At 71.7% G+C, this 25,658-nt stretch carries 28 protein-coding genes and 1 riboswitch; of the genes, 16 read left to right on the top strand and 12 right to left on the bottom strand.

From position 1 onward, the window contains the following. Positions 1–18 precede the first annotated feature (18 nt). The 3 genes from HW837_RS32895 (at position 19) to rocD (ending at position 2,686) form a co-directional block, all read left to right on the top strand. Positions 19–510 (top strand): Lrp/AsnC family transcriptional regulator, encoded by a 492-nt coding sequence (locus HW837_RS32895; RefSeq protein WP_045562354.1) that lies wholly within the window; start codon positions 19–21, stop codon positions 508–510. Positions 511–632: 122 nt separating this feature from the next. Beyond that, the gene (gene ddaH, locus HW837_RS32890) at positions 633–1,463 is read left to right on the top strand and encodes a dimethylargininase (protein ID WP_045562355.1); all 831 of its coding nucleotides are present in this window, start codon (positions 633–635) and stop codon (positions 1,461–1,463) included. Next, positions 1,460–2,686, top strand: coding sequence for an ornithine--oxo-acid transaminase (rocD, locus tag HW837_RS32885; RefSeq protein WP_045562356.1), 1,227 nt, complete (start codon positions 1,460–1,462; stop codon positions 2,684–2,686). The genes ddaH and rocD overlap by 4 nt, the downstream gene beginning before the upstream one ends. A gap of 80 nt (positions 2,687–2,766) precedes the next feature. Here the strand turns inward: rocD and HW837_RS32880 are convergent, their stop codons facing one another. Continuing rightward, entirely contained in the window at positions 2,767–4,878 is a 2,112-nt protein-coding gene (locus HW837_RS32880) for a SpoIIE family protein phosphatase (protein ID WP_193380877.1), read from the bottom strand. Positions 4,879–5,163: 285 nt separating this feature from the next. On the opposite strand from HW837_RS32880, the gene HW837_RS32875 reads away from it, so the two are divergent. Both HW837_RS32875 and HW837_RS32870 read left to right on the top strand, forming a co-directional pair. Continuing rightward, positions 5,164–5,883, top strand: a complete 720-nt coding sequence (locus HW837_RS32875) for a lysophospholipid acyltransferase family protein (protein WP_045562358.1) — start codon at positions 5,164–5,166, stop codon at positions 5,881–5,883. A 174-nt stretch (positions 5,884–6,057) separates the two neighbouring features. Further along, positions 6,058–7,083, top strand: coding sequence for an NAD-dependent epimerase/dehydratase family protein (locus tag HW837_RS32870; RefSeq protein ID WP_045562359.1), 1,026 nt, complete (start codon positions 6,058–6,060; stop codon positions 7,081–7,083). Positions 7,084–7,172: 89 nt separating this feature from the next. Here HW837_RS32870 and HW837_RS32865 read toward each other — a convergent pair whose 3' ends face one another. The 8 genes from HW837_RS32865 to HW837_RS32830 all read right to left on the bottom strand — a co-directional run bounded on the left by HW837_RS32865 (position 7,173) and on the right by HW837_RS32830 (position 14,431). Then, on the bottom strand, positions 7,173–8,762 hold the full coding sequence (locus HW837_RS32865) for an alpha/beta hydrolase (protein WP_193380876.1): 1,590 nt from the start codon (positions 8,760–8,762) through the stop codon (positions 7,173–7,175). A gap of 164 nt (positions 8,763–8,926) precedes the next feature. Next, positions 8,927–9,724: an urease accessory protein UreD gene (locus tag HW837_RS32860; RefSeq protein WP_193380922.1), complete on the bottom strand. Its 798-nt coding sequence runs from the start codon at positions 9,722–9,724 to the stop codon at positions 8,927–8,929. Next, positions 9,721–10,404, bottom strand: a complete 684-nt coding sequence (gene ureG / locus HW837_RS32855; protein WP_193380875.1) for an urease accessory protein UreG — start codon at positions 10,402–10,404, stop codon at positions 9,721–9,723. The genes HW837_RS32860 and ureG overlap by 4 nt, the downstream gene beginning before the upstream one ends. Positions 10,405–10,645: 241 nt before the next feature. Beyond that, positions 10,646–11,320, bottom strand: a complete 675-nt coding sequence (locus HW837_RS32850) for an urease accessory protein UreF (protein ID WP_045562363.1) — start codon at positions 11,318–11,320, stop codon at positions 10,646–10,648. Positions 11,321–11,334: 14 nt separating this feature from the next. Next, positions 11,335–13,056, bottom strand: a complete 1,722-nt coding sequence (locus HW837_RS32845; protein WP_045562364.1) for an urease subunit alpha — start codon at positions 13,054–13,056, stop codon at positions 11,335–11,337. Then, positions 13,049–13,360 carry an urease subunit beta gene (locus HW837_RS32840; RefSeq protein WP_045562365.1) on the bottom strand — a complete coding sequence of 104 codons (312 nt, stop codon included), beginning with the start codon at positions 13,358–13,360 and terminating at the stop codon, positions 13,049–13,051. Before HW837_RS32840 ends, HW837_RS32845 begins: the two co-directional genes overlap by 8 nt. A gap of 10 nt (positions 13,361–13,370) precedes the next feature. Beyond that, positions 13,371–13,673: an urease subunit gamma gene (locus HW837_RS32835; RefSeq protein WP_045562427.1), complete on the bottom strand. Its 303-nt coding sequence runs from the start codon at positions 13,671–13,673 to the stop codon at positions 13,371–13,373. 86 nt (positions 13,674–13,759) lie between these two features. Then, a complete protein-coding gene (locus tag HW837_RS32830; RefSeq protein ID WP_093789710.1) occupies positions 13,760–14,431 on the bottom strand; it encodes a TetR/AcrR family transcriptional regulator in 672 nt (223 codons plus the stop codon). A gap of 103 nt (positions 14,432–14,534) precedes the next feature. Here HW837_RS32830 and HW837_RS32825 point away from each other — a divergent pair, with 103 nt between their 5' ends. Together HW837_RS32825 and HW837_RS32820 are read left to right on the top strand one after the other, a co-directional pair. Then, positions 14,535–15,608, top strand: a complete 1,074-nt coding sequence (locus HW837_RS32825; protein WP_045562366.1) for an ABC transporter permease — start codon at positions 14,535–14,537, stop codon at positions 15,606–15,608. A gap of 171 nt (positions 15,609–15,779) precedes the next feature. Continuing rightward, positions 15,780–16,310 (top strand): GNAT family N-acetyltransferase, encoded by a 531-nt coding sequence (locus HW837_RS32820; RefSeq protein WP_045562367.1) that lies wholly within the window; start codon positions 15,780–15,782, stop codon positions 16,308–16,310. 110 nt (positions 16,311–16,420) lie between these two features. On the opposite strand, the gene HW837_RS32815 is transcribed toward HW837_RS32820, so the two are convergent. Further along, positions 16,421–16,699: a type II toxin-antitoxin system Phd/YefM family antitoxin gene (locus HW837_RS32815; protein ID WP_045562368.1), complete on the bottom strand. Its 279-nt coding sequence runs from the start codon at positions 16,697–16,699 to the stop codon at positions 16,421–16,423. Between the two features lie 146 nt (positions 16,700–16,845). Between HW837_RS32815 and HW837_RS32810 the strand changes: the two genes are divergently transcribed. The 5 genes from HW837_RS32810 to HW837_RS32790 all read left to right on the top strand — a co-directional run bounded on the left by HW837_RS32810 (position 16,846) and on the right by HW837_RS32790 (position 19,963). After that, entirely contained in the window at positions 16,846–17,220 is a 375-nt protein-coding gene (locus HW837_RS32810; protein WP_060885589.1) for a hypothetical protein, read from the top strand. Between the two features lie 134 nt (positions 17,221–17,354). Continuing rightward, positions 17,355–17,993, top strand: coding sequence for an ATP-dependent Clp protease proteolytic subunit (locus HW837_RS32805; RefSeq protein WP_193380874.1), 639 nt, complete (start codon positions 17,355–17,357; stop codon positions 17,991–17,993). Positions 17,994–18,000: 7 nt separating this feature from the next. Beyond that, positions 18,001–18,318 carry a hypothetical protein gene (locus HW837_RS32800; protein ID WP_045562371.1) on the top strand — a complete coding sequence of 106 codons (318 nt, stop codon included), beginning with the start codon at positions 18,001–18,003 and terminating at the stop codon, positions 18,316–18,318. A gap of 371 nt (positions 18,319–18,689) precedes the next feature. Next, positions 18,690–18,860, top strand: a riboswitch (cyclic di-AMP (ydaO/yuaA leader). 3 nt (positions 18,861–18,863) lie between these two features. Further along, on the top strand, positions 18,864–19,337 hold the full coding sequence (locus tag HW837_RS32795) for a C40 family peptidase (protein ID WP_045562372.1): 474 nt from the start codon (positions 18,864–18,866) through the stop codon (positions 19,335–19,337). Positions 19,338–19,414: 77 nt separating this feature from the next. Continuing rightward, the gene (locus HW837_RS32790) at positions 19,415–19,963 is read left to right on the top strand and encodes a DUF6328 family protein (RefSeq protein ID WP_093789708.1); all 549 of its coding nucleotides are present in this window, start codon (positions 19,415–19,417) and stop codon (positions 19,961–19,963) included. Here the strand turns inward: HW837_RS32790 and HW837_RS32785 are convergent. After that, the gene (locus tag HW837_RS32785; protein ID WP_093789707.1) at positions 19,935–20,393 is read right to left on the bottom strand and encodes an ATP-binding protein; all 459 of its coding nucleotides are present in this window, start codon (positions 20,391–20,393) and stop codon (positions 19,935–19,937) included. The two genes, HW837_RS32790 and HW837_RS32785, sit on opposite strands and share 29 nt — an antisense overlap. Positions 20,394–20,641: 248 nt before the next feature. Here HW837_RS32785 and HW837_RS32780 point away from each other — a divergent pair, with 248 nt between their 5' ends. Beyond that, positions 20,642–21,502 carry a helix-turn-helix domain-containing protein gene (locus tag HW837_RS32780; protein ID WP_045562375.1) on the top strand — a complete coding sequence of 287 codons (861 nt, stop codon included), beginning with the start codon at positions 20,642–20,644 and terminating at the stop codon, positions 21,500–21,502. A 9-nt stretch (positions 21,503–21,511) separates the two neighbouring features. Further along, positions 21,512–21,736 (top strand): DUF397 domain-containing protein, encoded by a 225-nt coding sequence (locus HW837_RS32775; RefSeq protein ID WP_045562376.1) that lies wholly within the window; start codon positions 21,512–21,514, stop codon positions 21,734–21,736. Positions 21,737–21,793: 57 nt separating this feature from the next. Here the strand turns inward: HW837_RS32775 and HW837_RS32770 are convergent, their stop codons facing one another. After that, positions 21,794–22,924, bottom strand: coding sequence for an 8-amino-7-oxononanoate synthase (locus tag HW837_RS32770; RefSeq protein WP_193380873.1), 1,131 nt, complete (start codon positions 22,922–22,924; stop codon positions 21,794–21,796). 195 nt (positions 22,925–23,119) lie between these two features. On the opposite strand from HW837_RS32770, the gene bioB reads away from it, so the two are divergent. After that, positions 23,120–24,376, top strand: coding sequence for a biotin synthase BioB (bioB, locus tag HW837_RS32765; protein ID WP_193380872.1), 1,257 nt, complete (start codon positions 23,120–23,122; stop codon positions 24,374–24,376). Beyond that, positions 24,369–25,658, top strand: coding sequence for an adenosylmethionine--8-amino-7-oxononanoate transaminase (locus HW837_RS32760; protein ID WP_177261837.1), 1,290 nt, complete (start codon positions 24,369–24,371; stop codon positions 25,656–25,658). Before bioB ends, HW837_RS32760 begins: the two co-directional genes overlap by 8 nt.

Raw genomic sequence — 25,658 nt, 5'->3', positions numbered from 1 at the left:
GCTGGCTACAGTGCCCTCATGAACAGCAAGTCCGCGGCGTTCGACGAGCTCGATCGCAAGATCATCACGGCGTTGATGGCGAACGCGAGGACCAGCTTCGCCGAGATCGGTTCGGACATCGGTCTTTCGGCCACCGCGGTCAAGCGGCGGGTGGACCGGCTGCGCGAGACCGGGGTCATCACCGGGTTCACGGCCACGGTGCAGCCGGCGGCGCTCGGCTGGCGCACGGAGGCGTACGTGGAGGTGTACTGCGAGGGCGCGGCGCCGCCCCGGCGGCTCGCGGAGGTGGTGCGCAACCATCCGGAGATCACGGCGGCGATGACGGTGACCGGTGGCGCCGACGCGCTGCTGCACGTGCGGGCCGTCGACGTGGAGCACTTCGAGGAGGTGCTGGAGCGGATCCGCACCGAGCCGTTCATCCGCAAGACGATCAGCTACATGGTGCTGTCGCACCTGCTGCCGGAGGCTCCGGAGGCCGCGGCGACCCAGGACGCAGCGAACGTGCGTTGAGCTGGTTCAACACGCAGCATTACTGCGCGAACACGCAACGTTCGTTGCTTGTCGTGCGCGTGGCCCGATTCCTACCGTGGTGTCATCCCCGTCGACACCGTCAGGAAGCGGAGAAACCCTCTGTGCCCGACAGCCGTGTGCCGCGCCTTCGGCGCTTTCTCGTCTGCGAACCCAGACACTTCGCCGTGCAGTACTCGATCAACCCCTGGATGCATCCGGACACCCCCGTGGACGTCGACCTCGCCCAGGACCAGTGGCAGGAGCTGATCCGCGCCTACCGGACCCACGGCCACACCGTGGACACCGTGGAGCCGGTGGCGGCGCTGCCCGACATGGTCTTCGCGGCCAACTGCGCGCTCGTCCTCGGCGGGCGGGTCCTCGGCTCGCTGTTCCACGCGCCCGAGCGGCGCCCCGAGTCCACCGCCTACGACGCCTGGTTCCGGAGCGCCGGGTACGAGGTGGTCCGCTCCGAGTCGGTGTGCGAGGGAGAGGGCGATCTGGTGCCGGCCGGCCGCCATCTCCTCGCCGGGACCGGTTTCCGCACCAGCCGTGAGGCACATCGCCAGGCGCAGGAGTTCTTCGGCGTCCCCGTGATCAGCCTCCAGCTGGTGGACCCGCGTTTCTACCATCTGGACACGGCGCTGTTCGTCCTGGACGACGGCGCCGACGGCTCCGCGGGCAACATCGCGTACTACCCGGAGGCGTTCTCCCCCGGCAGCCGCGCGGTCCTCGCCCGCCTCTACCCGGACGCGGTGATCGCCACCCGCGACGACGCCATGACCTTCGGCCTGAACTCGGTGTCCGACGGCCGCCATGTCTTCATCTCGCCGCGCGCCAAGGAACTCGCCGACCAGCTCGCCCGGCAGGGCTACGTTCCCGTCCCCGTCGACCTGTCGGAGTTCCAGAAGGCCGGCGGCGGCATCAAGTGCGTCACTCAGGAGATCCGCTCATGACCGCTCCCGTCCGCGCGCGTTCGTCGGCCGACCTCATCCGTGCCGAGGAGCCCGTCCTCGCGCACAACTACCACCCGCTGCCCGTGGTCGTGGCCCGTGCCGAGGGCGCCTGGGTCGAGGACGTCGAGGGCCGCCGCTATCTCGACATGCTGGCCGGCTACTCCGCGCTCAACTTCGGCCATCGCCACCCGGCGCTGATCGAGGCCGCGCACCGCCAGCTCGACACCCTCACCCTGACCTCGCGGGCCTTCCACAACGACCGGCTCGCCGAGTTCGCCGAGTCGCTGGCCGAGCTGACCGGCCTGGACATGGTGCTGCCGATGAACACGGGCGCCGAGGCGGTGGAGAGTGCCATCAAGGTGGCCCGCAAGTGGGCGTACGAGGTGAAGGGCGTCCCGGCCGACCGGGCGACCATCGTGGTGGCCGCGGACAACTTCCACGGCCGGACCACGACGATCGTCAGCTTCTCCACGGACCCGGTGGCCCGGGACGGCTTCGGCCCGTTCACGCCCGGCTTCCGGGTGGTCCCGTACAACGACCTCGCGGCGCTGGAGGCGGCGGTCGACGAGACGACGGCCGCCGTGCTGATCGAGCCCATCCAGGGCGAGGCGGGTGTGCTGATCCCGGACGACGGTTATCTGCGCGGGGTGCGGGAGCTGACCCGCCGCACGGGTTGTCTGTTCGTCGCGGACGAGATCCAGTCGGGCCTCGGCCGCACCGGCCGGACGCTCGCCGTCGAGCACGAGGACGTCCTGCCCGACGCCGTCCTGCTCGGCAAGGCGCTCGGCGGGGGCATCGTCCCGGTGTCGGCGGTGGTGGCCCGTCGTGAGGTGCTGTCGGTCCTGCGGCCCGGCGAGCACGGCTCGACCTTCGGCGGCAACCCGCTCGCCGCGGCGGTCGGATCGGCGGTGGTGGAGCTGCTGCGCACCGGGGAGTTCCAGCTGCGGGCCGCCGAACTGGGCGGCGTGCTGCGGGAGGGGCTCACCGAACTGGTCGGCCGGGGCGTGGTCGGCTTCCGGGCGCGCGGACTGTGGGCGGGCGTCGACGTCGACCCCGCGATCGGCACCGGCCGCGAGATCAGTCACCGGCTCATGGAGCGGGGCATCCTGGTCAAGGACACCCATGGCTCGACCATCCGCCTGGCGCCGCCCCTGACGATCACGGGGACGGAACTCCGGTCGGCGCTGGGGACGTTGGGGGAGGTACTGGGCGAGACCGCCTGAGGCGGCCGGATCGGCCCCGAGTGCGCACCCGGGTACGGCCGGCCGCGCGCTCGGGGCCTTTCCCGTGTCCGGTCACGGGGTCACGGGTCGGCGGTGCTGTGGGGGCGGAGCAGCAGCAGGGCGATGTCGTCGGTGTGCCGGCCGGTGCCGTGGGTGTGGTGGACGAGGTCGTCCACGAGCTGGTGCAGCGGGAGGTCGCCGGACTCGTCGAGGTGCTGTGCGAGGTCGGCGATGGTCCGGCCGATGTCGGCGCCGGGAGCCTCCACCAGGCCGTCGGTGTAGAGGGCGAGGAGCGCCTCCGGGGTCAGGGACAGCGTGGTGGGCGGGTAGGAGGGGGTCCCGACGCCGATGCCGAGCGGCGGGCCGGGGCGCAGGCCGACGGGGTGGGTCCGGCCGTCGGGGGCGCGCAGCAGCGGTGGGGGGTGCCCGGCGCTGGCGAGCGTGACCTGGTGCCGGGCGAGGTCGAGGTGGGCGTAGAGGCAGGAGACGAAGCGTCCGGCGTTCAGGTCGGCGAGGTCGCGGTCGGTGCGGGCGAGGACCTGCTCGGGCGTGGCTCCGGCCGTCGCGTGGGCGTGGACGGCCATGCGTACCTGTCCCATGAGGGCGGCGGCCGCCATGTCGTGGCCCTGCACGTCTCCGATGACCGCGGCGGCGGTGGTGTCGGTGAGGCGGATGAGGTCGTAGAAGTCGCCGCCGATGTCCATGCCGTGGCTCGCGGGCAGATAGCGGGCGGCGACGTCCAGGCCGTCCACGGTGGGCAGGGCGTGCGGCAGCAGCGTCTGCTGCAGGGCGTGGGCGAGGTTGTGTTTGGCGTCGTAGAGGCGTGCGCGGTCCAGGGCCTGGGCGATGAGCCCGGCGAGGGGCGTGAGGACGGAGCGCTCGGCGGCGGAGAAGGGGTGGGGGTCGTTGTAGGCGAGCAGGAGGCAGCCGATGGGGTGCCCGGAACTGAGCAGCGGCAGGAAGGCCCACGCGTGCTTGTCGGTGATCTGCGGGGCTCTCGGGTAGAGACGGGCGAGTTCACCGCGGTCGGCGAAGAACGAGGCGGCACCCGTGGTGAGGGCGCGCCCGGCGGGGGTCAGGTCGGCGTCCGTGGGCAGGCCGTCGAACTTTTCGATGACGGCGGGGTCGTAGCCCCGGGAGCCGATGATCTGGATGCGTCCGGCCTGCGCGGTGGACATGATCATGCCGTGGGCGCCGAAGGCGGGCAGGATCCGGTCGGCGACCAGGTCGACGACGTCCTGCACGCCGACGGCCTCCGTCAGGGCCGCCGCCAGCGCCATCAGCAGGTGGATGCGGCTGTGGGACGGGGTGCCGGTGAAGGTCGGCCGCCCGCCGAGGGGCCGGGAGGACGGGTCGGGGGCGATGAGGACGCTGGTGCCGCTGTCGTCCGTCTGGAGGCGGAGGTCGAGCCATTGGTTCGGGGGCCGCAGGACGGTCAGGGCGACGGGTTCGCGGCTGCTCATGGCGGTGCGGTACGCGTCCATGTACGCGATGTTGTCGAGCCAGGTCAGCGATTGCCAGGGGCGTGTGCCCAGCAGCAGCTCGGCCGGTCTGGCCAGCAGGCCGACGGCCGCGGCGTTCACATAGGTGATGCGCCCGCCCAGATCGAGGGCGAGCGTGCCGAGGGGCAGCCGTTCCACCAGCCGGGCCGCCTCGGACCCGGACTGCGGTACGGGCTCCACGCGGTCGGGGCGGACGAAACGGGGCCGGTCCGGGATGGGCGGGGGCAGGGCGGCCGCGTCCAGCACGCGCGCGATACGGCGGGCACCGGCCGTGAGGTGCCCGCGCTCCCGGCGGCTGAGCACTGGTGACCGGCCCGGGGACCACATCAGCAGCAGCGCGCCCCGGCAGTGCCGGATCCCGGTGAGCGGCACGACCGCGAAAGCAAGCTGGTAAGGAATGCTCGCCGCGACGCGCGGATAGCACCGGGCCAGCTCCTCCAGGGAACTCACCCAGACGAGCCGCTCGTTGCGTATCGCGTCCTGGGTCGGGCCGTGGACGGTGTACGGGGCCCGCCACCACGGTGCGAAGGCGTCGACCGGGACGCCGCACAGGGCGATCAGTCCCAGCACGGCCTCGGCCGGGTCCAGGACGTAGACGCCCGCGGACCTGGCGCCCGTACGGCGCACCAGCGCCGCCAGGGCCTCACCGAGCGGATCGTCCACGCCCGGCTCCTCCCCGGACCCGTTCATCCGGCGCCACGCCCTACGCGCATATGCCGACGCTAAGCCCGCCCACGGGAGACGGCATGTCGATCAGCGCGGTCCCGGTCACCCCCGCACCGGGCGTTCCCGCTGTTCGGTTTCCTCCTGCCTCCTCCCGGTGACATGGCACGTCGGGCTACGATCAATCGTCGACACGCAGGACGAGGCCCACCAGCGCTCATGCGCCTGACGCCGCGTCAGCGAGGTCAGCGAGGAGTCCTCGTGAGTCCGAACACCTCCACAGAGCCGATCCGGTAGCGCGAGGGAGACGCCGTGTTCTATTACCTGCTCAAGTACGTGCTTCTGGGCCCTCTGCTGAGACTGGTCTTCCGGCCTCGCATCGAGGGCCTCGAACACGTGCCGTCGTCGGGTGCGGCCATCGTCGCGGGCAATCACCTGTCCTTCTCGGACCACTTCCTGATGCCCGCCATCCTCAAGCGCCGCATCACCTTCCTGGCGAAGGCCGAGTACTTCACCGGCCCGGGTCTCAAGGGCCGGTTGACGGCGTTCTTCTTCCGCAGCGCCGGGCAGATCCCGGTGGACCGCTCCGGCAAGGACGCGGGCCAGGCCGCCATCCGCGAGGGGCTCGGCGTGCTGAGCAAGGACGAACTCCTCGGCATCTACCCGGAGGGCACCCGCTCGCACGACGGGCGCCTCTACAAGGGCAAGGTCGGCGTCGCCGTCATGGCCCTCAAGGCCGGCGTGCCCGTCATCCCGTGCGCCATGATCGGCACCTTCGAGGCGCAGCCCCCGGGCAAGGTCATCCCCAACATCCACCCCGTCGTCATCCGCTTCGGCAAGCCCCTCGACTTCTCCCGCTACGAGGGCATGGAGAACGAGAAGGCCGTGCTGCGCGCCATCACCGACGAGATCATGTACGCGATCCTCACCCTCTCCGAGCAGGAGTACGTCGACCAGTACGCGGCCGTCGTGAAGGCGGAGGAGGCCGCCGCGGCGAAGGAGCGCAAGTTCCCTCGCATGCCGCTGAGTTGAGCGGGTCCCCGCTGCGGCCGAGTTGAGCGGGCCCCGGCGGATCCGGGCGCGGTGGCGGGCGGGCGCGGGGCGGTCGCGGCGCGGCACGGCACGGCACGGTGTTCTGCCCGTGGCAGAGCGGCCCGGCGCTCGGCGCACCGGCGTCGTACGGTCGGGGCCATGACACGACGAGCTGTGGTGGTCGGAGCGACGGGACAGATCGGCCGGCCGGCCGTGGGCGCGCTGGCGCGCGACGGATGGGCGGTGACGGCCGTCTCGCGGGGCGGCGGCCGGGACGAGGGGTGGCCCGAGGAGGTACGGACCGTCGCCGCGGACCGCGGCGACGACGCGGCGCTGGCGGCCGCGGTCGGTGACGGCTGCGACGTGCTGGTGGACGTGGTCGCGTACGGTCCCGAGCACGCCCGGCAGGTGCTGTCGCTGGCGGACCGGGTGGGCTCGGCGGTCGTCGTCTCCAGCGTCTCGGTGTACGAGGACGACGAGGGCCGCAACTTCGACACCCAAGGGGAGCCGGGCGGCTTCCCGGTCTACCCGGTGCCCCTGCCCGAGAGCCAGCGCACGGTCCGGCCGGACGACACCTCGTACAGCACCCGCAAGGCCGGGCTGGAGCGTGAACTCCTCGCCGGGGGCGACCGGTTGCCCACGACCCTGCTGCGCGCGGGCGCCGTCCACGGACCGCACGGCCGCACACCGCGTGAGCTGTACTTCGTCAAGCGCAACCTGGACGGCAGGGCGAGCCGCGTCCTCGCGCACGGCGGTGCGAGCCGCTTCCATCCGGCGAGCGTCCACAACATCGCCGAGCTGATCCGGCTGGCCGCCGCCCGGCCCGGCTCACGGGCGCTGAACGCCGTCGACCCCGACGCGCCCACCGTCGTGGAGATCGCCGACGCCGTCGACGCGGTGATGGGCGTACGGACACGGAACGTGCTCGTCGACGGCCCCGCCCCGTCGCCCACCGTGGGCGACACCCCGTGGACCGTGCCGGTGCCCGTGGTGTGCGACATGTCGGCGGCCGAGCGGGAGCTGGGCTACCGGCCGGTGGTCCGGTACGCGGAGTCGCTGCCGGAGACGGTCGCCTGGATCGAGGCCCGCCTCGCGGGCGGCCGGGACTGGCGGGAGGCCTACCCCAGGATGGCCGAGGTCTACGGCGACCTCTTCGACTACGCGGCGGAGGACGCCTGGCTGGCGGGGCGGCAGGTGTGAGCGCATGAGCGAGGGGGCGACCGGTGCCGGTCGCCCCCTCGCCGCTTTCAGGGCCCTACGGCCCTTCTGGTCCTACGGCCCTTCGGGTCCTACGGGGTCGGCGTGGCGTGCGGGGCGCACTTCACGTCGGCCTTGCCCACCTTGCCGGTGAGCAGGTAGCTGTCCACGCGCTCGTTGACGCACGGGTTGACCAGACCGGTGACTCCGTGGGAGCCGGCCTTCGTCTCCGTGATCAGCCGGGAGCCCTTGAACCGCTTGTGCAGCTCGACGGCGCCCTCGTACGGCGTGGCCGCGTCCCGCTCGGACTGGACGATCAGGACGGGCGGCAGGCCCTTCCGGGTCTTCACGTCCACCGGGGTGTACTGCTTGGACTGCCAGGTGGCGCACGGCAGGTTCATCCAGGCGTTGGCCCAGGTCATGAACGGGTGGTCCTTGTGCAGCCGGGTGTTGTCGCGGTCCCACTTCTTCCAGCTGGTGGGCCACTTGGCGTCGGTGCACTCGACCGCCGTGTAGACGGCGTTGCCGTTCTCCGAGGCGGCGTTGCCCGCGGTGTCGGAGAGGTCCGGGGCGGCCGCGTCGACCAGCGCCTGGGTGTCACCGGCGGCGTACTTGCTCCACACCTGGGCGGTGGGCGCCCACGCGGAGTCGTAGTACGGGGCGCTCTGGAAGAAGGAGATCAGCTCGGCCGGGCCGACCAGCCCGCCGAGCGGGTTCTTCTTCGCGGTGGCGCGCAGCTTCAGCCAGTTCGCCTGCACCTTCGCCTGGGTGTCACCGAGGTGGTAGGTGGCGTCGTTCGCCGCGACCCACTTCGTCCAGTCCTTCCAGCGCGTCTCGAAGGCGACGTCCTGGTCCAGGTTGGCCTGGTACCAGATCTTCTCGCGGGAGGGGTTCACCACGCTGTCGACGACCATGCGGCGCACGTGGTTCGGGAAGAGGGTGCCGTAGACGGCGCCGATGTAGGTGCCGTACGAGACACCGAGGAAGTTGAGCTTCTTCTCGCCGAGGGCGGCCCGGATGACGTCCAGGTCACGCGCGGTGTTCGGCGTCGTCATGTGCGGCAGCATCGCGCCGCTGCGCTCCTTGCAGCCGGCCGCGTACTTCGCCGCGAGCCTGCGCTGCTTACGCTTGTCGGCCTCGGAGTCCGGGACCGGGTCCATCTTGGGCGCCTTCACGAACTCCTGCGGGTCCACGCAGGAGATGGGCGCGGACTTGCCGACACCGCGCGGGTCGAAGCCCACGAAGTCGTAGGCCTTGGACGTGTTGACCCACAGCGGGTTCTTGGTCGTCACCCGGCGCGGGAAGCGCAGACCCGAACCGCCCGGGCCGCCGGGGTTGTAGACGAGCGCGCCCTGGCGCTCCTCCTTCGTACCGGTGCTGCCGATCCGGTCGACGGCGAGCTTGATCTGCTTGCCGTTCGGCTTGGCGTAGTCCAGCGGCACGGTGACCCAGCCGCACTGGATGGGCTTCTCCAGACCCCAGCTCTCGGGGCAGTCCTGCCACGTGATGCCCTGCTTCGCCGCGTTCGCGGCGGCGACGGCGACACCCTTGGCCTCACGGTCCTGCGCGCTCGCGCCGTCCGCGGCGCCGGCCGCGGGGGCGGTGACGGCACTGGCTATCAGGGTCGCCGTGACGAGCAGTCCGGCGGAGCCGAACGCTCCCGCGCTTCTCGTCGGCCTCATACCTCTCAAGAGGGAACTCCCCGTACATCGATTCGAAGTGTCGAATGGTCACGGGGATCCTCGTGCCTGTGAGGCACCTGAGAACAGGGGCCCGACGCGTTCTTTACTAATCCGATAACCGGTACGGAAAGTCCCGTTCAGCGGATCTCAGGTCTCACGCCTCCTCAGCCGTCTAGCTCGGCGAGAGCCTGGTCCAGCACACGCCGCAGCCGCAGCGCGTCGGGCGCGAGCGCGCTGACGAGTACGGCGGGGCCGGCGAGCGGGGTGAGCGCGGCGGTCTCCCCCAGCACCCTCGGCTCGGGCAGCTTGTCGACGAACTCCGGCCGCACGATGAGGAGTTGCCCCAACGCCCGGTGTCCGCCCAGCACCGCCGGACCGTCCCAGCCGCCGGGCGCGCCGGGCCCGCACCGCACCTCCTGATCAAGCAACGGCCGCCCGTCGAGCAGCACGGTGAGCCGACTCCGCAGCCGCCCCGGTTCCTCACCGACCCGGCCGAGCACCTGCTCCTCGCGGAACACCAACCGGGCCCCGGCGGTGAGTTCGACGCGCGTCGACACCGCCAGATCGCTGCCCTGCGCGGAGATCAACTGCTCGGGCAGCCAGCGCAGTTCGCCTCCGTCGGCCACCTCGATCCGTACGTCGTAGCGGGCCTCTCCCCCGGCCTGTCCGGGCAACGCGATCGTCGCGGCCGCCGACCCCACGTCCAGCCGGGCCTCCGCCCCGATTTCCGCCTCGACGGCGAACCGGTCCCCGCCGAGCGGCCCGCTCATCGCCCCGACCAGCATGACCCGCGCCGCGTCACCACTTCCCCGGGTACGCCGCAGCGCCAGCGGCCCGTCGCTCTCCAGCACGGGCAGGGCCGTGCCGCCCCGCCCGTCGGCGCGGGCCGCGATGCGTGCGGTGGCCCTGACGCCGGTGGTTCCCCGGTGCCGCTCCGCGGCGGCCCCCCGAAGGGCCGTCATGCCGTCCACGCCGCGAGCTTCTCCCGCACCCAGGCGGCGACTTCTCCGACACCGGCCTCTTCGCGCAACGACTGGAACACCACCGGCAGCTGCGCGCGCTGCGCCTTCGCGTCCGCGGCCATCCGGGCGAGGTCGGACCCGACGTACGGCGCGAGGTCCGTCTTGTTGACGACGAGCAGGTCGGCGGTGGTGACACCGGGCCCGCCCTTGCGGGGGATGTCGTCCCCGCCGGCCACGTCGATGACGAAGATCTGCGCGTCGACGAGCCCCTTGGAGAAGGTGGCGGTGAGGTTGTCGCCACCGGACTCCACGAGGATGAGGTCCAGCGGGCCGACCTCGTCCTCCAGGTCCTCCACGGCCTCCAGGTTCGCGGAGATGTCGTCCCGGATGGCCGTGTGCGGGCACGCCCCCGTCTCCACGGCCGTGATCCGCTCCGGCGGCAGCACGGCCTCCCGCAGCAGGAACTCGGCGTCCTCCCGCGTGTAGATGTCGTTGGTCACGACCGCGAGCGACAACTCCTCCCGCAGCGCCCGGCACAGCGCGGCGACGGTCGCCGTCTTACCGGACCCGACGGGCCCACCGAGCCCCACGCGCAGTGCGCGCCGCGTCCCGTCGGCCCGATGCGCGTCGGCGCCGATGGCTGAGGGGCCGTCGTGGGAGTGGGAGTGGTCCAGATGCATGTCTGCGGCTCCTTGTTGGGGTGGGTGGTAGGTCGGGTGCGGGTGGATGGGGCTTCTCGCGCAGTTCCCCGCGCCCCTGAAGGGCCAGGCCCTGCGGGCCTGAAAAGCACGGGGCGCAGCCCCTGCTTTTCAGGGGCGCGGGGAACTGCGCGACCAGCCCCCACCGGACGGACGCTTGGGGGTCAATGGGGCGCAGTCCCTTGAGGATGGGACGGGTAGGGGCGGCGGGGGCGAGACAGGCTCAGGACGCGAACAACCGCACAGGCCAAGCCGCATGCACCTCCGCCCCGATCTCCAACAACGGCCCGGCAGCCACCGGCAGACATCCCACCCCACCGTCCCCCACCCCCCGCGCCGCCTCGACCGCCGCCCCCACCACCCCGTCCATCTCGGGAGCCAGCCGCGCCAACACCCCCGTCGCCGCGAACGGATCGAGACTCAGCAACCGCACCGTCGCACTCGCCGCCCCGCTCACACTCTCGTACGCGGAGCAGTAGGCGGCGTCGTCCGCCCCCAGCCCGGCCGCCCGGGCCGCCACCCCCAGCACGACCGGCTGATGCGCCCCCTTCGGGAACTGCCGCGCCACCGCGTCCAGTTCCCCGGAGGGCCACGTCGCGCGCGCCGCCCGCATCAGCTGCCGCCCCAGCTTCCGCGAGGCGACCCGCAGTGCGAGCGACGGCGTACGGGCGTCGGCGGCCACGTCCAGCTCGACCGGGTCGGCGCCCAGCGCGGCGGCGGCCGCGAGCGACGCCGACACCAGCCCGGCGGTGTGCAGACGCCCTCGGCAGAACGCCTCCAGCCCCTCCGCCCCGGTGATCAGCCCCGCCTTGACGGCCGCCTCGGCCCCGCCGGAGTGCGCGTGCCCCCCGGCGGGAAAGCGGCCGTCGGCCAGTACGAGAAGAGTCGCCCTGCCCATTCAGCACCCGCCCATCAGAAGAGGAAGTACCGCTGGGCCATGGGCAGTTCGGCGGCCGGTGTGGCCTCCACCAGCTCCCCGTCGATGTGCACGGCGAAACTGTCGGGGTCGACCCGTACGTCGGGCCGCGCGTCGTTCTCCCGCATGTCGGCCTTGGTGACCCCCCGGGTCGACTCGATGGCGACGAACCGTTTCCCCAGCGCGAGCCGCTCCGGCAGCCCGTCCTCGATGGCCAGCGGCGCCACGAAGTTGAACGAGTTCGCGGCGGGGGCCCGCCCGATCGCCCCGTACATGGGACGCGGCAGGATCGGCTGCGGCGTGGGGATGGACGCGTTGGCGTCGCCCATCTGCGCGTACGCGATCTGCCCGCCCTTGATCACGAGCTGCGGCTTGACGCCGAAGAACGCCGGCTCCCACAGCACGAGGTCGGCGAGCTTGCCGCTCTCCACGGACCCGATCTCCCGGGCCAGTCCCTGCGCGAGCGCCGGGTTGATCGTGTATTTGGCGACATAGCGACGTACCCGTCGGTTGTCCGCCCGGCCGTCACCGGGAAGCGCGCCGCGCCGCCTCTTCATCACGTGCGCGGTCTGCCAGGTCCGCAGGACGACCTCGCCGACCCGGCCCATGGCCTGCGCGTCGGAGGAGATGATCGAGATCGCGCCCAGGTCGTGCAGGATGTCCTCGGCGCCGATGGTCGACGGCCGGATCCGGGACTCGGCGAACGCCAGGTCCTCGGGCACGGCCGCGTTCAGGTGGTGGCAGACCATCAGCATGTCGAGGTGTTCCTCGGCGGTGTTGACGGTGTAGGGCCGGGTCGGGTTGGTGGAGCTGGGCAGGACGTGCGGCTGGGAGACCACGGTCATGATGTCGGGCGCGTGCCCGCCGCCCGCGCCCTCGGTGTGGTACGCGTGGATGCCGCGTCCGGCGATCGCGGCGAGCGTGTCCCCCACGAATCCGGCCTCGTTGAGGGTGTCCGTGTGGATGGCGACCTGGATGCCGGTCCGTTCGGCGACGGTCAGCGAGGCGTCGATGACGGCCGGGGTCGAGCCCCAGTCCTCGTGCAGCTTGAGTCCGAGGGCGCCCCCGCGGATCTGGGACAGCATCGCCTCGTGCGAGACCGTGTTGCCCTTGCCGAGGAAGCCGATGTTGAGCGGGTACTGCTCCATCGCCTCCAGCATCCGGGCGAGGTGCCACGGGCCGGGGGTGACGGTCGTGGCCTTGGAGCCCTCCGCCGGCCCCGTACCGCCGCCGACCAGGGTCGTGACCCCGGCCGACAGGGCCTCGTCGGCGATCTGCGGACAGATGAAGTGGACGTGGGCGTCGATGGCGCCGGCGGTGACGATCCGCCCGTTGCCCGCGATGATCTCGGTCTCGGGGCCGATGACCAGGTCGGGGTGGATCCCGTCCATGGTGTCGGGGTTGCCGGCCTTGCCGATGCCGGTGATCCGGCCGTCGCGGATGCCGATGTCGGCCTTGACGATCCCCCAGTGGTCGATGATCACCGCGCCGGTGACGACCGTGTCCGGGGTGCCTTCTGCGCGCGTAGCACGGGCCTGGCCCATGGATTCGCGGATGACCTTGCCGCCGCCGAACACCGCCTCGTCACCGGCGAGTCCGGGCCCGCCGGAGCGGTCCTCCTCGATCTCGACGAGCAGATCGGTGTCGGCGAGCCGGATGCGGTCGCCGGTGGTCGGGCCGAACAGGTCGGCGTACGCGGCACGCGAGATCTCAGGCATCGAGGGCACCTCCGGTCTCCCCGCGCAGTCCGGGCACGACACGGGCGCCGGTGAGCGGTACGAGTTCGACGTCGACGGGGATCCCGGGCTCGAAACGCACGGCGGTGCCGGCGGCGACGTTCAGCCGCTTGCCGCGCGCGGCGGCGCGGTCGAACTCCAGGCCGGGGTTGGCCTCGGCGAAGTGGTAGTGGGAGCCGACCTGGACGGGCCGGTCGGCGGCGTTGAGGACGGTGAGCCGGGTGACTTCACGGCCCTCGTTGTAGACGATCGGGTCGGCGGCGAAGAGGATCTCTCCGGGAATCACGGCCGCCCCCTCAGACGATCGGGTCGTGGACGGTGACGAGCTTGGTGCCGTCCGGGAAGGTCGCCTCGACCTGGACGTCGTGGATCATCTCGGGGATGCCCTCCATGACGTCGTCCCGGGTGAGCAACTGCCGCCCGGACGCCATGAGTTCGGCCACCGTGCGGCCGTCCCGCGCGCCTTCGAGGAGATGCGCGGTGATGAGCGCGACGGCCTCGGGGTGGTTCAGCTTCAGGCCTCGGGCCCGGCGCTTCTCCGCCACGTCGGCCGCCACATGGATCAGCAGCCTCTCCTGCTCGTGCGGGGTCAGTTGCACGGCGTCCACCTCACATCCTCGCTCCGGACCGTGCGGGATCCGGTTGCCTCGCCACCGGGCAAATTCGCTGGTGGCGTGGCCGCAGGCTAATTGGACGGCGTTTCGGCGACGTTAACCGGACCGGCCCGCCCGGTCCCGGGCTCCGGGTCCCCCATGCTCATCAGCGCCTTGACCCCCAGCTCGACCACCTGGATCGGCACGTCCCCGAAGAGCGCGTACTGGGCGGCGAAGCCCTGGGCGAGCGCCACCATGGTCCGCGCGACGCTGAGCGCGGGGATGTCGGCCCGCATCATGCCGGCGTCCTGGTACGCCTCGACGATCCTGATCCAGGCCGCGCGGACCTGGGCGAAGCCGTCCGCCAGGATGGCGTGCAGTTCGGGATTGCGCAGGGTCTCGGCCCACACCTGCACCATCAGCCGCGCGTACAGGGACTCCCCCGCCTCCCCCAGCGACGGCTGCCGGTGCAGGATCCGGCGCAGGGCCGCACCGATCAGGACGTCCGGCGGCGGAGGCGGGCCCTCCCGCGCGGCCTCCTCGAACGCCTCGCGCACCTCGCCGAGGACCGTGGCGACGATCGCGGCGATCAGCTCCTCCTTGCCGCTGAAGTACCGGTAGACCGCTCCGGCGGAGAGGTCGGCCTCCTTCAGGACGTCCTGCATGGAGGTGGCGTGGAAGCCGTTGCGGGCGAAGCAGCGGGCGGCGGCGTCGAGGATCTGGCGGCGGCGAGCGTCCAGACGCTCCTGGGATACGCGGGGCATGCCGTCCAACGTAAAACGAACGTTCCTTCTTGACAAGGCGCGACACCCGGAGCAGGGTGAAACCAAGAAAAACGAACGATCCTTCTTTTTTGAGGAGCCAGCCATGTCCGCCCCCGCCGCAGCCACCACCCCCGCCGCAGCCGGCGCCGCACCCACCGGCACGGCGGCCCCGGGCCACTCCGTACCCCCCGGCCGCCGCATGATCGCGGTCATCGTCCTGGTCCCGCTCGTCGCGGCACTCGCCCTGTGGGCCTTCGCCTGGCCCAACGCCCGGACCGCCCCCCGCGACCTCCCGCTCGGCGTGGCCGGGCCGACGGCCGCCGTCACCCAGGTCGAGCAGCAGCTGAAGCAGCGGGACGGCGCGTTCGAGATCCATCGCTACGCCGACGAGGCGGCCGCGCGGGACGCGATCGAGGAGCGGACCGTATACGGCGCGGTGGTCGTCACCCCGGCCGGGCCCAAGCTGCTCACCGCCTCGGCGGCGAGCCCGATGGTCGCCCAGTTGCTGCATCAGGCCGTGACACAGCAGGCCGCCGAGGAAGGCGTCCGGGTGGCGACCACCGATGTGGTGGCGAGCCCGGCGAACGACCCTCGGGGCTCGGCCTTCGGTTCGAGCGTGCTGCCCCTGGCCCTGGCCGGCACGGCGTCCGGAGCCCTGGTCACCCTGCTCGGACTGCGCCGGGGGCGTGCGGTGGGCGCGCTGGTCGGGGCCGCCGTGCTGGTCGGGACCGCCGCCGCCACCCTCGCCGACAGCTGGCTCGGTGTGCTCGGCGGTCACTGGTGGGCCGAAGCCGGTGTGCTGAGCCTGGCGACCCTGGCCGTCGGCGCCACCGTGGCCGGACTCGCCTCACTGCTGGGCAGGGCGGGCCTCGGTCTGGGCGCCCTGCTGATCGTCTTCCTCGGCAACCCGTTCGCGGGCGCCTCCTCGGCTCCCCAGATGCTCCCCGAGCCGGTCGGCGCCCTCGGTCAGCTCCTCCCGCCGGGTGCGGGGGCGTCGCTCCTGAAGTCGGTGTCCTTCTTCGACGGCGCCGGCGCCCTGGTCCCGGCCCTGGTGCTGACCGCGTGGGCCACGCTCGGCCTGACGGCGATCCTCCTGGGCACCCTGCGCGAGCGCCGCACCCACCCCACCGGCCCGACGGCCCCGGAACGCACCCCGGCCACGGCCCCGGCCCACTGACCCACCCGGCGACCGCCCACCCGGACCGGCCGTGCGCCCCCGCTGTAGCGGACGGGGGCGCACGGCCTTTCGGCGGACTTCATCGGCCGGCCCCGCGTGAGGTCGGCACGCACCGCAGTCCCGCAGAAAATGCCTGCTCAGCCGTGGTGCATGAGTGTTATCGTCACCCGCATGCCCGAACTGATCGCGCCCACCGATCGACTTCGGCTCTCATGGCTCGCGGCGCGTGACGAGTGGCCTCCGGGCGCTCACCACGCCGGCTCCGGTTCGGGCCTCATGCCCGGGGCCGACCTCGACGACCCGGCCGTCTTCTCGGTGTGGGTGGAGCGACTGCGACAGCAGTCGGACCGGTCGGTTGCCCCGAGAGACGGGCGGGTCCACGCCACCCACTGGTGGATCGTCGAGGGCGAGCGCTACATGGGAGCCATCGATCTGCGGCACCGCCTGACCGCCTTCCTGCTCCACAGCGGCGGGCAGATCGGATACAGCGTCCGGCCCTCCGCCCGAAAGCGTGGCCTGGCCACGTGGGCTCTCGGCGCGGTTCTCCCCGAAGCCCGTGCGCTCGGCCTGGGCCGCGTCCTCATCACCTGCGACGACGACAACGCGGCATCGGCTCGCACCATCGAGCGCAATGGCGGCGTTCTGGAGGACGTCCGCACCACCGAAGAGGGCGTCAAGCGCCGCTACTGGATCACACTGTAGGGAGCGACACCGGCGCCGGCGCCTCCCACAGTGCTCGTCCGGTACTTGGGATCTCGCCGCCCCTCAAACCGGGGTCGGCCATGGCTCAAGATCCACTTTCGGCGCACGGACTAGGAAGCCCCCGGCCCCCGATGCTCGGCCGCGATGCCGAAGCGCTGTTGTTCCCGGGGCGCGGGTGCGGGCTCGCGGACTCGGGAGACGGCGCTGATCACCGGCTCGTCGGCCGGCTCCTGCAGGGCTTCGAGCTGCTCCAGGTCGGCTGCCGAGACCAGGGCGACGAGGGGCTTCCCGTGCCGCGTCACGACGACGCGCTCGCCGCCGTAGACCACGCGGTTGATCAGATCGGCGAGCTCAGCCCTGGCTTGCGTCACCGGAATCTCGTAGGCCATGGAGCCCAGCTTAGACCGGGCGCCGCGCGTCGCCCCGAGCGGAAGATCCCATTCTGGCCCACGGCGATCGACCCGTTCGTACGATCGGGCTCGACCCCCCTCAGGGAGGCGTTCATGACAACCGAACAGAGTCGGAGGGGGATCCCATGTCCAGCTTTTCCAGGCGTTCACTGCTCGGGTACTCGGGGACGGCGGCAGCGGGAGCGGTGCTCGCGTCGGGCGGCACGGCACAGGCGGCCACGACGACACATGCGGGCGGCGCGGCGGTGACCGCGAGCGCCGAGAGCGGGACGGCCGCGGTCGACTTTCCGGAGGGCACCCGGTTCAGCGGAACCGTCCGGATGCCCGGCACCGAGATGACGGAACTGACCCTGAGCTTCACCGTGAGCGCCGTCGAGGCCCCGGCGGCACAGCGGATCGGCGCGCTGGAGGTCGCGGAGGCATTGAACGAACTCGCCGCCGCCCGCGGGTGGCCGCCGGTCACCTTCTACGGGACCCCGGCCCCCGCGCCGCTCAACTGACCCCACCCCTCGTCGCAATGCACGTCCCCGCGGAGCCCGGCTCGCGGGGACGTTCGCTCTCGGCCGATCCCCTCCTCCTCGATACGTACGTCCTGTACATTTTTTACGGAAGTCGATCAGAGGAGGCGTGTCCCATGCCCGCGAACCGACCGTCGGCCCGTCAGATGCTGCCCGAGTTCACCGAGCGCACCAGTGCGGGTCACCGAACGATGGATCCGTATGCGAAGTTGCTGGAAGAACGGATCGTGTTCCTCGGGACGCAGATCGACGAGACGTCGGCGAACGACGTGACGGCGCAGTTCATGCACCTCGAACACCAGTCGCCGGACCGCGACATCTCGCTGTACATCAACTCGCCCGGCGGCTCGTTCAGCGCGATGACGGCCCTCTACGACACCCTCCGCTTCGTCACCTGCGACGTGGAGACCGTGTGCCTCGGGCAGGCGGGTTCGGCCGCCGCGGTGCTGCTCGCGGCGGGCACGCCGGGCAAGCGGTTCGTGCTGCCGGGGGCGCGCGTACTGATCCACCAGCCGGCGGTGGCCGACCGGATCGAGGGGCAGGCCACCGATCTGGCGATCCAGGCCGAGGAGTTGACCCGCCACCGCCGGAAGCTGGAGGAGATGCTCGCCCGGCACACGGGCCGGAGTCCCGAGCGGATCAGCGCCGACATCGAGCGGGACCTGTTCCTCGACGCCGAGGCGGCGGTGGAGTACGGGCTGGCCGACCGGGTGATCCCGAGCCGCAGGACCTCGACGCTCCCCGGCTCGAGGTGAGCCGCCGATGCTGCCGCCCGAACTGCCGCCGTTGCCCGCGCTCACGCGCGCCGAGGCCGAGCTGATCGACCGTTATCTGGATGTGGTCGATCTGCTCGGCCGGATCAATCCGGCCCGACCGGGTGACACCTACCGCGGGTTGCGCGCGGCGCAGGCGCTCGTCGCCAAGGCGACCGCCCTGCGCGATGCGCTCGAACTGATGCACGCGCGCGGGGAGAACGAGGTGCACGCCCCGACGCTCGCGCGAGCCCTGCGGGTCCTGGACGGCGAGCGGCGCGCGGGCCGGGTGGCGCTGCCGCCGGAACCGGAGGATTCACCCGCCTGAACCGATCCGGGGCGCTCGCCGTACTACTGACGGGGCGTCCGGTCCAGGTTTCACGCCGTCCGGACGGCCTACCGCGATCGACCCATCGGCCCATACGTCGTGAGGACCTGTGAAGTTGCGCAACATGCCTGGTACCGGGCCGGAATATGCCATTCCGGCGCTGGTGCGGGCCTCCTCGACCGACTGGACACAACAGCCGAAAATGGTCTGTCCACCCGAACGGGCGAGTGGTGAGTAAGACCACAAATCCCCGGTTCCGTTGGGATTTTCGGACTTCTGTGCGCCAAGATCCCTTCCTGACGACAAGCCCCCGCCGCAGCGGCGGGGCGATCCGGGTGGACGCCGAGTCCTGCCGCCGCCCGGATGACCGGTCGACAGAAGTGCATCGGCAGGAGTGGAGGACCCAAGCACGACGGGTCGCCGGAACGGTCACGCCATGACCGCGTCGAGCAGCCCTTGGGGTGAAGCCGCGTCAGCGGCCGGGCAACTTCGCCAGCCCGAATCCGACAGGTCATCCTTCACAGGCGGCTGACGAAGGGTTGCGCATGACTGCGCTGAATCGTGTCCCGTCGCTGTTGACCCGGGCCGGCACGGCCTCGGCTCTGACCATCGCCGCTGTCAGCGGCAGCATCGTGGTCCCGGGCGCCGCATCCGGCGCCGAGGCCGCCACGGTGGCGTCGAAGGCACTCAAGGTCGCGGCTTCCAAGAAGGGCTCCCCTTACAAGTACGGCGCCGTGGGCCCGAGCAGGTTCGACTGCTCAGGGCTGACGCTCTACTCGTTCAAGAAGGCGGGCAAGAAGCTGCCCCGTACTGCTCAGCAGCAGTACAACAAGACGAAGCACATCTCCGCGAGCAGCCGCAAGCTCGGAGACCTCGTCTTCTTCCACTCGGGCTCGAACGTCTACCACGTCGGTATCTACGCGGGGAAGGGAAAGATCTGGCACTCGCCGAAGACGGGTGACGTCGTCCGGCTGCAGAAGCTGTGGACGAAGAACGTCTGGTACGGCCGGGTCCGCTGACCCACCGTCGGGGGCGGCGGGGTTCTCCACCGCCCCCGACGGGCGTGCGACCGGCGGTTTTGGATACCCGTTCGACCATGGCCGACGAACGCACCAGACCCGCACGCAACGAGACCCCCCTCGAACGCGCCGACCGCAACTTCTCCGAGCTGCTCCAGGAGTTGCGCGTCACCCAGACCGGGGTACAGATCCTCTTCGCGTTCCTGCTGACGCTGGCCTTCACCCCGCGCTTCCCGGACCTGGACTCCGTCCAGCGCGCCACCTACGTCGTCACCCTGCTGCTCGCGGTCCTCGCGGCGACGCTCTTCACCGCCCCGGCCGCCCTGCACCGCTCGCTCTTCCAGCAGAACGCCAAGCCCCTCATCGTCCAGGTGTCGTCCCGGCTGGCCACCGCCGGACTGATCGTGCTGATGCCGGCCTTCACCGGCTCCGTCCTGCTCGTCGTGGACGTGACGCTCGGCCGGAAGGCGGGGATGGCCGCCGGGGCCGGCACATTCCTCGTCTGCCTCCTCCTGTGGGCCGTGCTCCCCAAGCTGGTGGTCCGCTTCTCCGACCACCACGACTCCTCGGCACGGTCGGCCCCGGACGAGGACCCCGTCAGGATTCCTGTGGACCGCCCGCGCTGACCGGCTGCGCCGAGACCGTCCACGGCAGTTCGATCGCCACCGTCTTGCCGCCCTCCCGGGTGGGTCTGACGCTCAGCCTGCCGCCGCACTCCGCGGTCAGCCAGCGGATGATCACCATGCCCCGGCCGTTGTCCTGCTGGACGGCGGCCGGCAACCGTTTCGGGAAGCGTGGATGGCTGTCGGTGACCCCGATGCGCAGCTGCTCGTCGCGGTCGAGGGCGAGGTCCACGGTGAAGGTGGGCGACTGGCCGAGGGTGTGCTGGACGGCGTTGGTGGCGAGCTCGGACACGATCAGGCGCACGGTGTCCGCGATGTCGGTGTCGCCCGGCAGGCCCCATTCGGCGAGCACGCCGGCGACGTAGTTCCGGGCGGTGGACACCGAGGCGGGATCGCTCGGCAGAGTGACGGATGCTTCCAGGTGATCTGCCATGGCGAGGCGTCCCTTTCCCACGGGACCGGTGTCCGACAGGGAGCGGATGGTTCGACTACGGTCCCGGACTGGTGCTTCGCGCCAGACTGCCACTACCTGGGCCGTCACGGGTGGCGATCCACCAAGATATGCATATATCTGTCGCTCGAAGCGGTGAACTATCCGACGGCCGACCGTATTTCGGTGGAGTTCTCCTCCATCCTCTGTCGTCACCCCGACTTCGCGCGCCGGGCGGAAGGAGAAAACCCATGCAGTACGGTCCGGCGGTGCGCCGCCGCAGGCTCGGTGCCGAGTTGCGTGTCCTGCGCACCCGTTCCGCGCTCACCAGCATCGAGGCCGCCCATCGCGTGGGCTGGCACCAGTCCAAGGTGAGCCGGATCGAGACGGGCGCCAGCGGCGTGAAGCCGGCGGACGTACGCAAGCTGCTGGACGCCTACGGGGTCGCCGACACCGAGTTACGGGAGCTGCTGCTGGCGCTCGCGGGCTCCGAGGACGGCGGCGGGCGGCACAACTGGTGGCACGCCTACCGGGGCGTACTGCCGCCGACGTACCGGGACTTCATCAGTCTGGAGTCGCAGGCCGGGGGGATGCGGACGCTGGAGACCTCGGTCGTGCCGGGTCTGCTGCAGATCCCCGAGTACGCGCGGGCGGTGACACGGGCCGCGGTGGAGGGGCTGGAAGACGACAAACTCGACGCGCTCGTGGAAGTGCGGCTGGCACGGCAGGAAGTCCTGCGCGGGAACCCGCCGCTGAAGCTGAGTGCCGTGCTCGACGAGGGCGTTCTCCGCCGCGAGGTGGGCGGTCCCGAGATCATGGCCCGGCAGCTGGGCCGGCTCGTCGAGGCGGCCCGCCTCCCGCAGGTGCGACTCCAGGTGCTGCCGTTCACTGCCGGGGCGCACATCGGCGTCACGGGTCCTTTCGTAATTTTCTCATTTCGGAGCACATCCGATCTGGACGTGGTTGTTCTCGACCACTTGACGAGTAGCCTCTACCTCGAACGGAAAGAAGACCTCAAGGCGTATGTCGAGGCCTTCAACGCCCTTCAGATCCACGCCCTTTCGCCCGAGGACTCGTTGGATTACATCGCCGGGCTAGCCGCCGGCGCGTAAGGAGGCACCATGTCCGCACTGCCTCGGAACGTACCCACCAGTACCGAACTACGCGGAGTGCGATGGCTGCGCAGCAGTCGCAGCACCGGAATGAACAACTGCGTGGAGACGGCCCGTCCCGCGTCCGGCCGCTGGGCCGGCCTGGTGGCCGTACGCGATTCGAAGAACACGGCGGGGCCCGCCCTGCTGTTCGATCCCGACGCCTGGGAGGGATTCATCACCACGCTGCGGTGACCGCCACCGACAGCGTGCGCACTTCCGCTTACGGCGACGCCCGGCCCTGACGCCGACTCACGGTCGCGTGTCGCCGATGATCCCCACGGCTCGGTCGATCTGCTCCCGTGTGAGATCCGCGCGGGCGGTCAGCCGCAGCCGTGACACGCCGTCGGGTACGGACGGTGGGCGGAAACAGCCGACGGCGAGACCCGCCGTACGGCAGTCCGCCGCCCACCGCACCGCCTGATCCGGCGACGGCGCGCGTACGGACACCACGGCGGCGTCGGGCCGCACCGCTTCATGGCCCGACGCCGTCAGCCGTGCGTGCAGCTCCCGCGCCACCTCACGGGCCCGTGCCGCGCGCTCCGGCTCACGGCGCAGCAGCCGGAGCGCGGCGAGCGCCGCGCCGGTCGCCGCCGGGGCCAGTCCGGTGTCGAAGATGAACGTCCGGGCCGCGTTGACCAGGTGGTCGATGACCTTCGCGGGGCCGAGCACGGCACCGCCCTGGCTGCCCAGCGACTTCGACAGCGTGACCGTCACGACCACATCGGGGTCGCCCGCGAGCCCCGCCGCGTACGGCGCGCCACGGCCGCCGTCGCCGAGGACCCCGAGCCCGTGCGCGTCGTCCACCACGAGCCCCGCGCCGAACTCACGGCAGGCGGTGGCGAGGGAGGCCAGCGGGGCGGCGTCGCCGTCCACGGAGAAGACCGTGTCGGAGACGGCCACGGCGGGCACCCCGCCCCCCATGGCCAGCGCCTTGCGGAACGCCTCCGGGTCGGCGTGGGCCACGACCTGGGTGGTGCCCCGAGCCAGCCGGCAGCCGTCGATGAGGGAGGCGTGGTTGCCCGCGTCCGAGACGATCAGGGAGTCGTGCGGGGCGAGCGCGGTGACGGCGGCGAGGTTGGCCGCGTAGCCGGAGGAGAAGACGAGGGCGGCCTCGAAGCCGCAGAAGTCGGCGAGTTCCCGCTCCAGCTCGCCGTGGAGTTCGGTGGTGCCGGTGACGAGCCGGGAGCCGGTGGCACCGCCGCCCCACCGGCGCGCGGCCTCGGCGGCGCCCTCGGTGATCTCGGGGTGCCGGGCGAGCCCCAGGTAGTCGTTGCTCGCGAGGTCCAGGAGCGGCGAGTCGGCGGGGCGGGGGCGCAGGGTCCGCACCAGCCCGGCCCGGCGGCGCGCCGAGGCCTGCTCGTCGATCCAGCCGAACCCCATGTGTCCTCCGGTTTGATGTGCGGCCCACAGCACCGGGCCGTCGTGGACGGCTCGGCGGGGGCTTTTGTAGGCAGTGCACAGACACTAACGGGCGGACCAGCCACCCACGATGTGGCAATACCCACACGTCGATCGCACTCTGTTGTCCGAACCATCCTTGGCCGGGAGCGGTCCCGTAGGACAGGATCGGCTCTCATGGACCTGCTGAACACGCTGGTGGACAAGGGGCTCCGGCGCGAGCCGCTGAGCCGTGCCGAGGCGCTCGCCGTTCTCGGCACCTCCGACGACGAGCTGTTGGACGTGGTGGCCGCGGCCGGGAAGGTACGCCGGCACTGGTTCGGGCGCCGGGTGAAACTGAACTATCTGGTCAACCTCAAGTCCGGTCTCTGTCCCGAGGACTGCTCCTACTGTTCCCAGCGGCTCGGTTCGACCGCCGGCATCCTCAAGTACACCTGGCTCAAGCCCCACGAGGCGTCGGAGGCCGCCGCGGCCGGGCTCGCCGGGGGCGCCAAGCGGGTCTGTCTGGTGGCCTCCGGGCGCGGTCCGACCGACCGGGACGTCGAGCGGGTCTCGGACACCATCAAGGCGATCAAGGACGGCAACGAGGGCGTGGAGGTGTGCGCCTGCCTCGGTCTGCTCTCCGACGGCCAGGCGGAGCGGCTGCGCGAGGCCGGCGCGGACGCCTACAACCACAACCTGAACACGTCCGAGGCGACGTACGGCGAGATCACGACGACGCACACGTACGCCGACCGGGTGGACACGGTCAACAAGGCGCACGCGGCCGGTCTGTCCGCCTGCTCGGGTCTGATCGCGGGCATGGGCGAGAGCGACGAGGACCTCGTCGACGTGGTCTTCTCGCTGCGCGAACTGGACCCGGACTCCGTTCCGGTGAACTTCCTCATCCCCTTCGAGGGCACCCCGCTGGCCAAGGAGTGGAACCTCACCCCCCAGCGCTGTCTGCGGATCCTGGCGATGGTGCGGTTCGTCTGCCCGGACGCCGAGGTCCGCATCGCGGGCGGCCGCGAGGTCCATCTGCGCACGATGCAGCCGCTCGCCCTGCACCTGGCCAACTCGATCTTCCTCGGCGACTACCTCACCAGCGAGGGCCAGGCCGGCAAGGCCGACCTGGAGATGATCGCGGACGCCGGCTTCGAGGTGGAGGGCGCCGACCAGGTGACGCTCCCGGAGCACCGGGCGACCGTGACCGCCGGCGGGGGCTGCGGGTCCGGGGAGAGCGCGGGCTGCGGATCGCACGCCGGGGGCGGCTGCGGGTCGCACGAGAGCGAAGGCGCGAGCGCGGGCGCGGGTTGTGGGTCGCACGCGGGGGGTGGTGTGTGCGGTACGGCTACGCCCGCCCCGGCCGCCGCGGCTCCGGCCGGCGAGGCCCGTACGGATCTGGTGGCCGTACGCCGCCGGGGCGCCGGCACCGACCTCGCGCCCAATGCCTGAGCTGCCGAAGCTGAGCGTGCCCGAGCTGGTGGAGCTGGACCGGCGGCATGTGTGGCATCCGTACGGGCCCATGCCGGGCCGGCAGGAACCGCTCGTCGTGGAGTCGGCGAGCGGGGTCCGGCTGAAGCTCGCGGACGGCTCGGGCGAGCTGGTCGACGGCATGTCGTCGTGGTGGTCGGCGATCCACGGCTACAACCACCCCGTCCTCAACGAGGCGGCCCGCGAGCAGCTCGGCCGGATGAGCCACGTCATGTTCGGCGGGCTCACCCATGAGCCCGCGGTGCGGCTGGCGAAGCATCTCGTCGACATGTCGCCCGAGGGTCTGGAGCATGTGTTCCTCGCCGACTCGGGGTCGGTCTCCGTCGAGGTCGCGGTCAAGATGTGCCTGCAGTACTGGCGTTCGCTCGGCCGCCCCGGCAAGCGACGGCTGCTGACCTGGCGCGGCGGCTACCACGGCGACACCTGGCAGCCGATGTCGGTGTGCGACCCCGAGGGTGGGATGCACGAGCTCTGGCAGGGCGTCCTGCCCCGGCAGGTGTTCGTGGACGCGCCGCCGGTCGAGTACGAGGAGTCGTACGCGGAGACGTTGCGCTCGGCGATCGAGCGGCACGCGGACGAGCTGGCGGCCGTGATCGTGGAGCCCGTGGTCCAGGGCGCGGGCGGGATGCGCTTCCACTCCCCCGCGTATCTGCGGGTGCTGCGCGAGGCCTGCGACGCGCACGACGTGCTGTTGGTGTTCGACGAGATCGCCACCGGGTTCGGGCGTACGGGGGCGTTGTTCGCGGCGGACCACGCGGCGGTGACGCCGGATGTGATGTGTGTCGGCAAGGCGCTGACCGGCGGTTATCTGACCCTGGCGGCGACGCTGTGCACCGCCGGGGTGGCCGACGGGATCTCCCGGGGCGAGGTGCCGGTGCTGGCGCACGGGCCCACCTTCATGGGCAACCCGCTCGCGGCGGCCGTCGCCTGTGCCTCGATCGAGCTGCTGCTGGGCCAGGACTGGCTCACGGAGGTCAAGCGGATCGAGGCGGGGCTGCGGGAGGGCCTGGCGCCGGTGCGCGAGGTGCCGGGAGTGCGGGACGTGCGGATCCTCGGCGCGATCGGGGTGGTGCAGCTCGACCACGCCGTGGACATGCGGGCGGCCACGGAGGCCGCCGTGCGCGAGGGCGTGTGGCTACGGCCGTTCCGCGACCTCGTCTACACGATGCCGCCGTACGTCACCGGCGACGAGGACGTGGCGCGGATCGCGCGCGCGGTGTGCGCGGCCGCGCGGGAGGGATGA

Source organism: Streptomyces caniscabiei, assembly GCF_014930365.1.
Classification (GTDB): Bacteria; Actinomycetota; Actinomycetes; order Streptomycetales; family Streptomycetaceae; genus Streptomyces; species Streptomyces caniscabiei.
The sequence above is the reverse complement of the archived record's forward strand: the minus strand, read 5'-3'. Positions and strand labels throughout refer to the sequence as shown.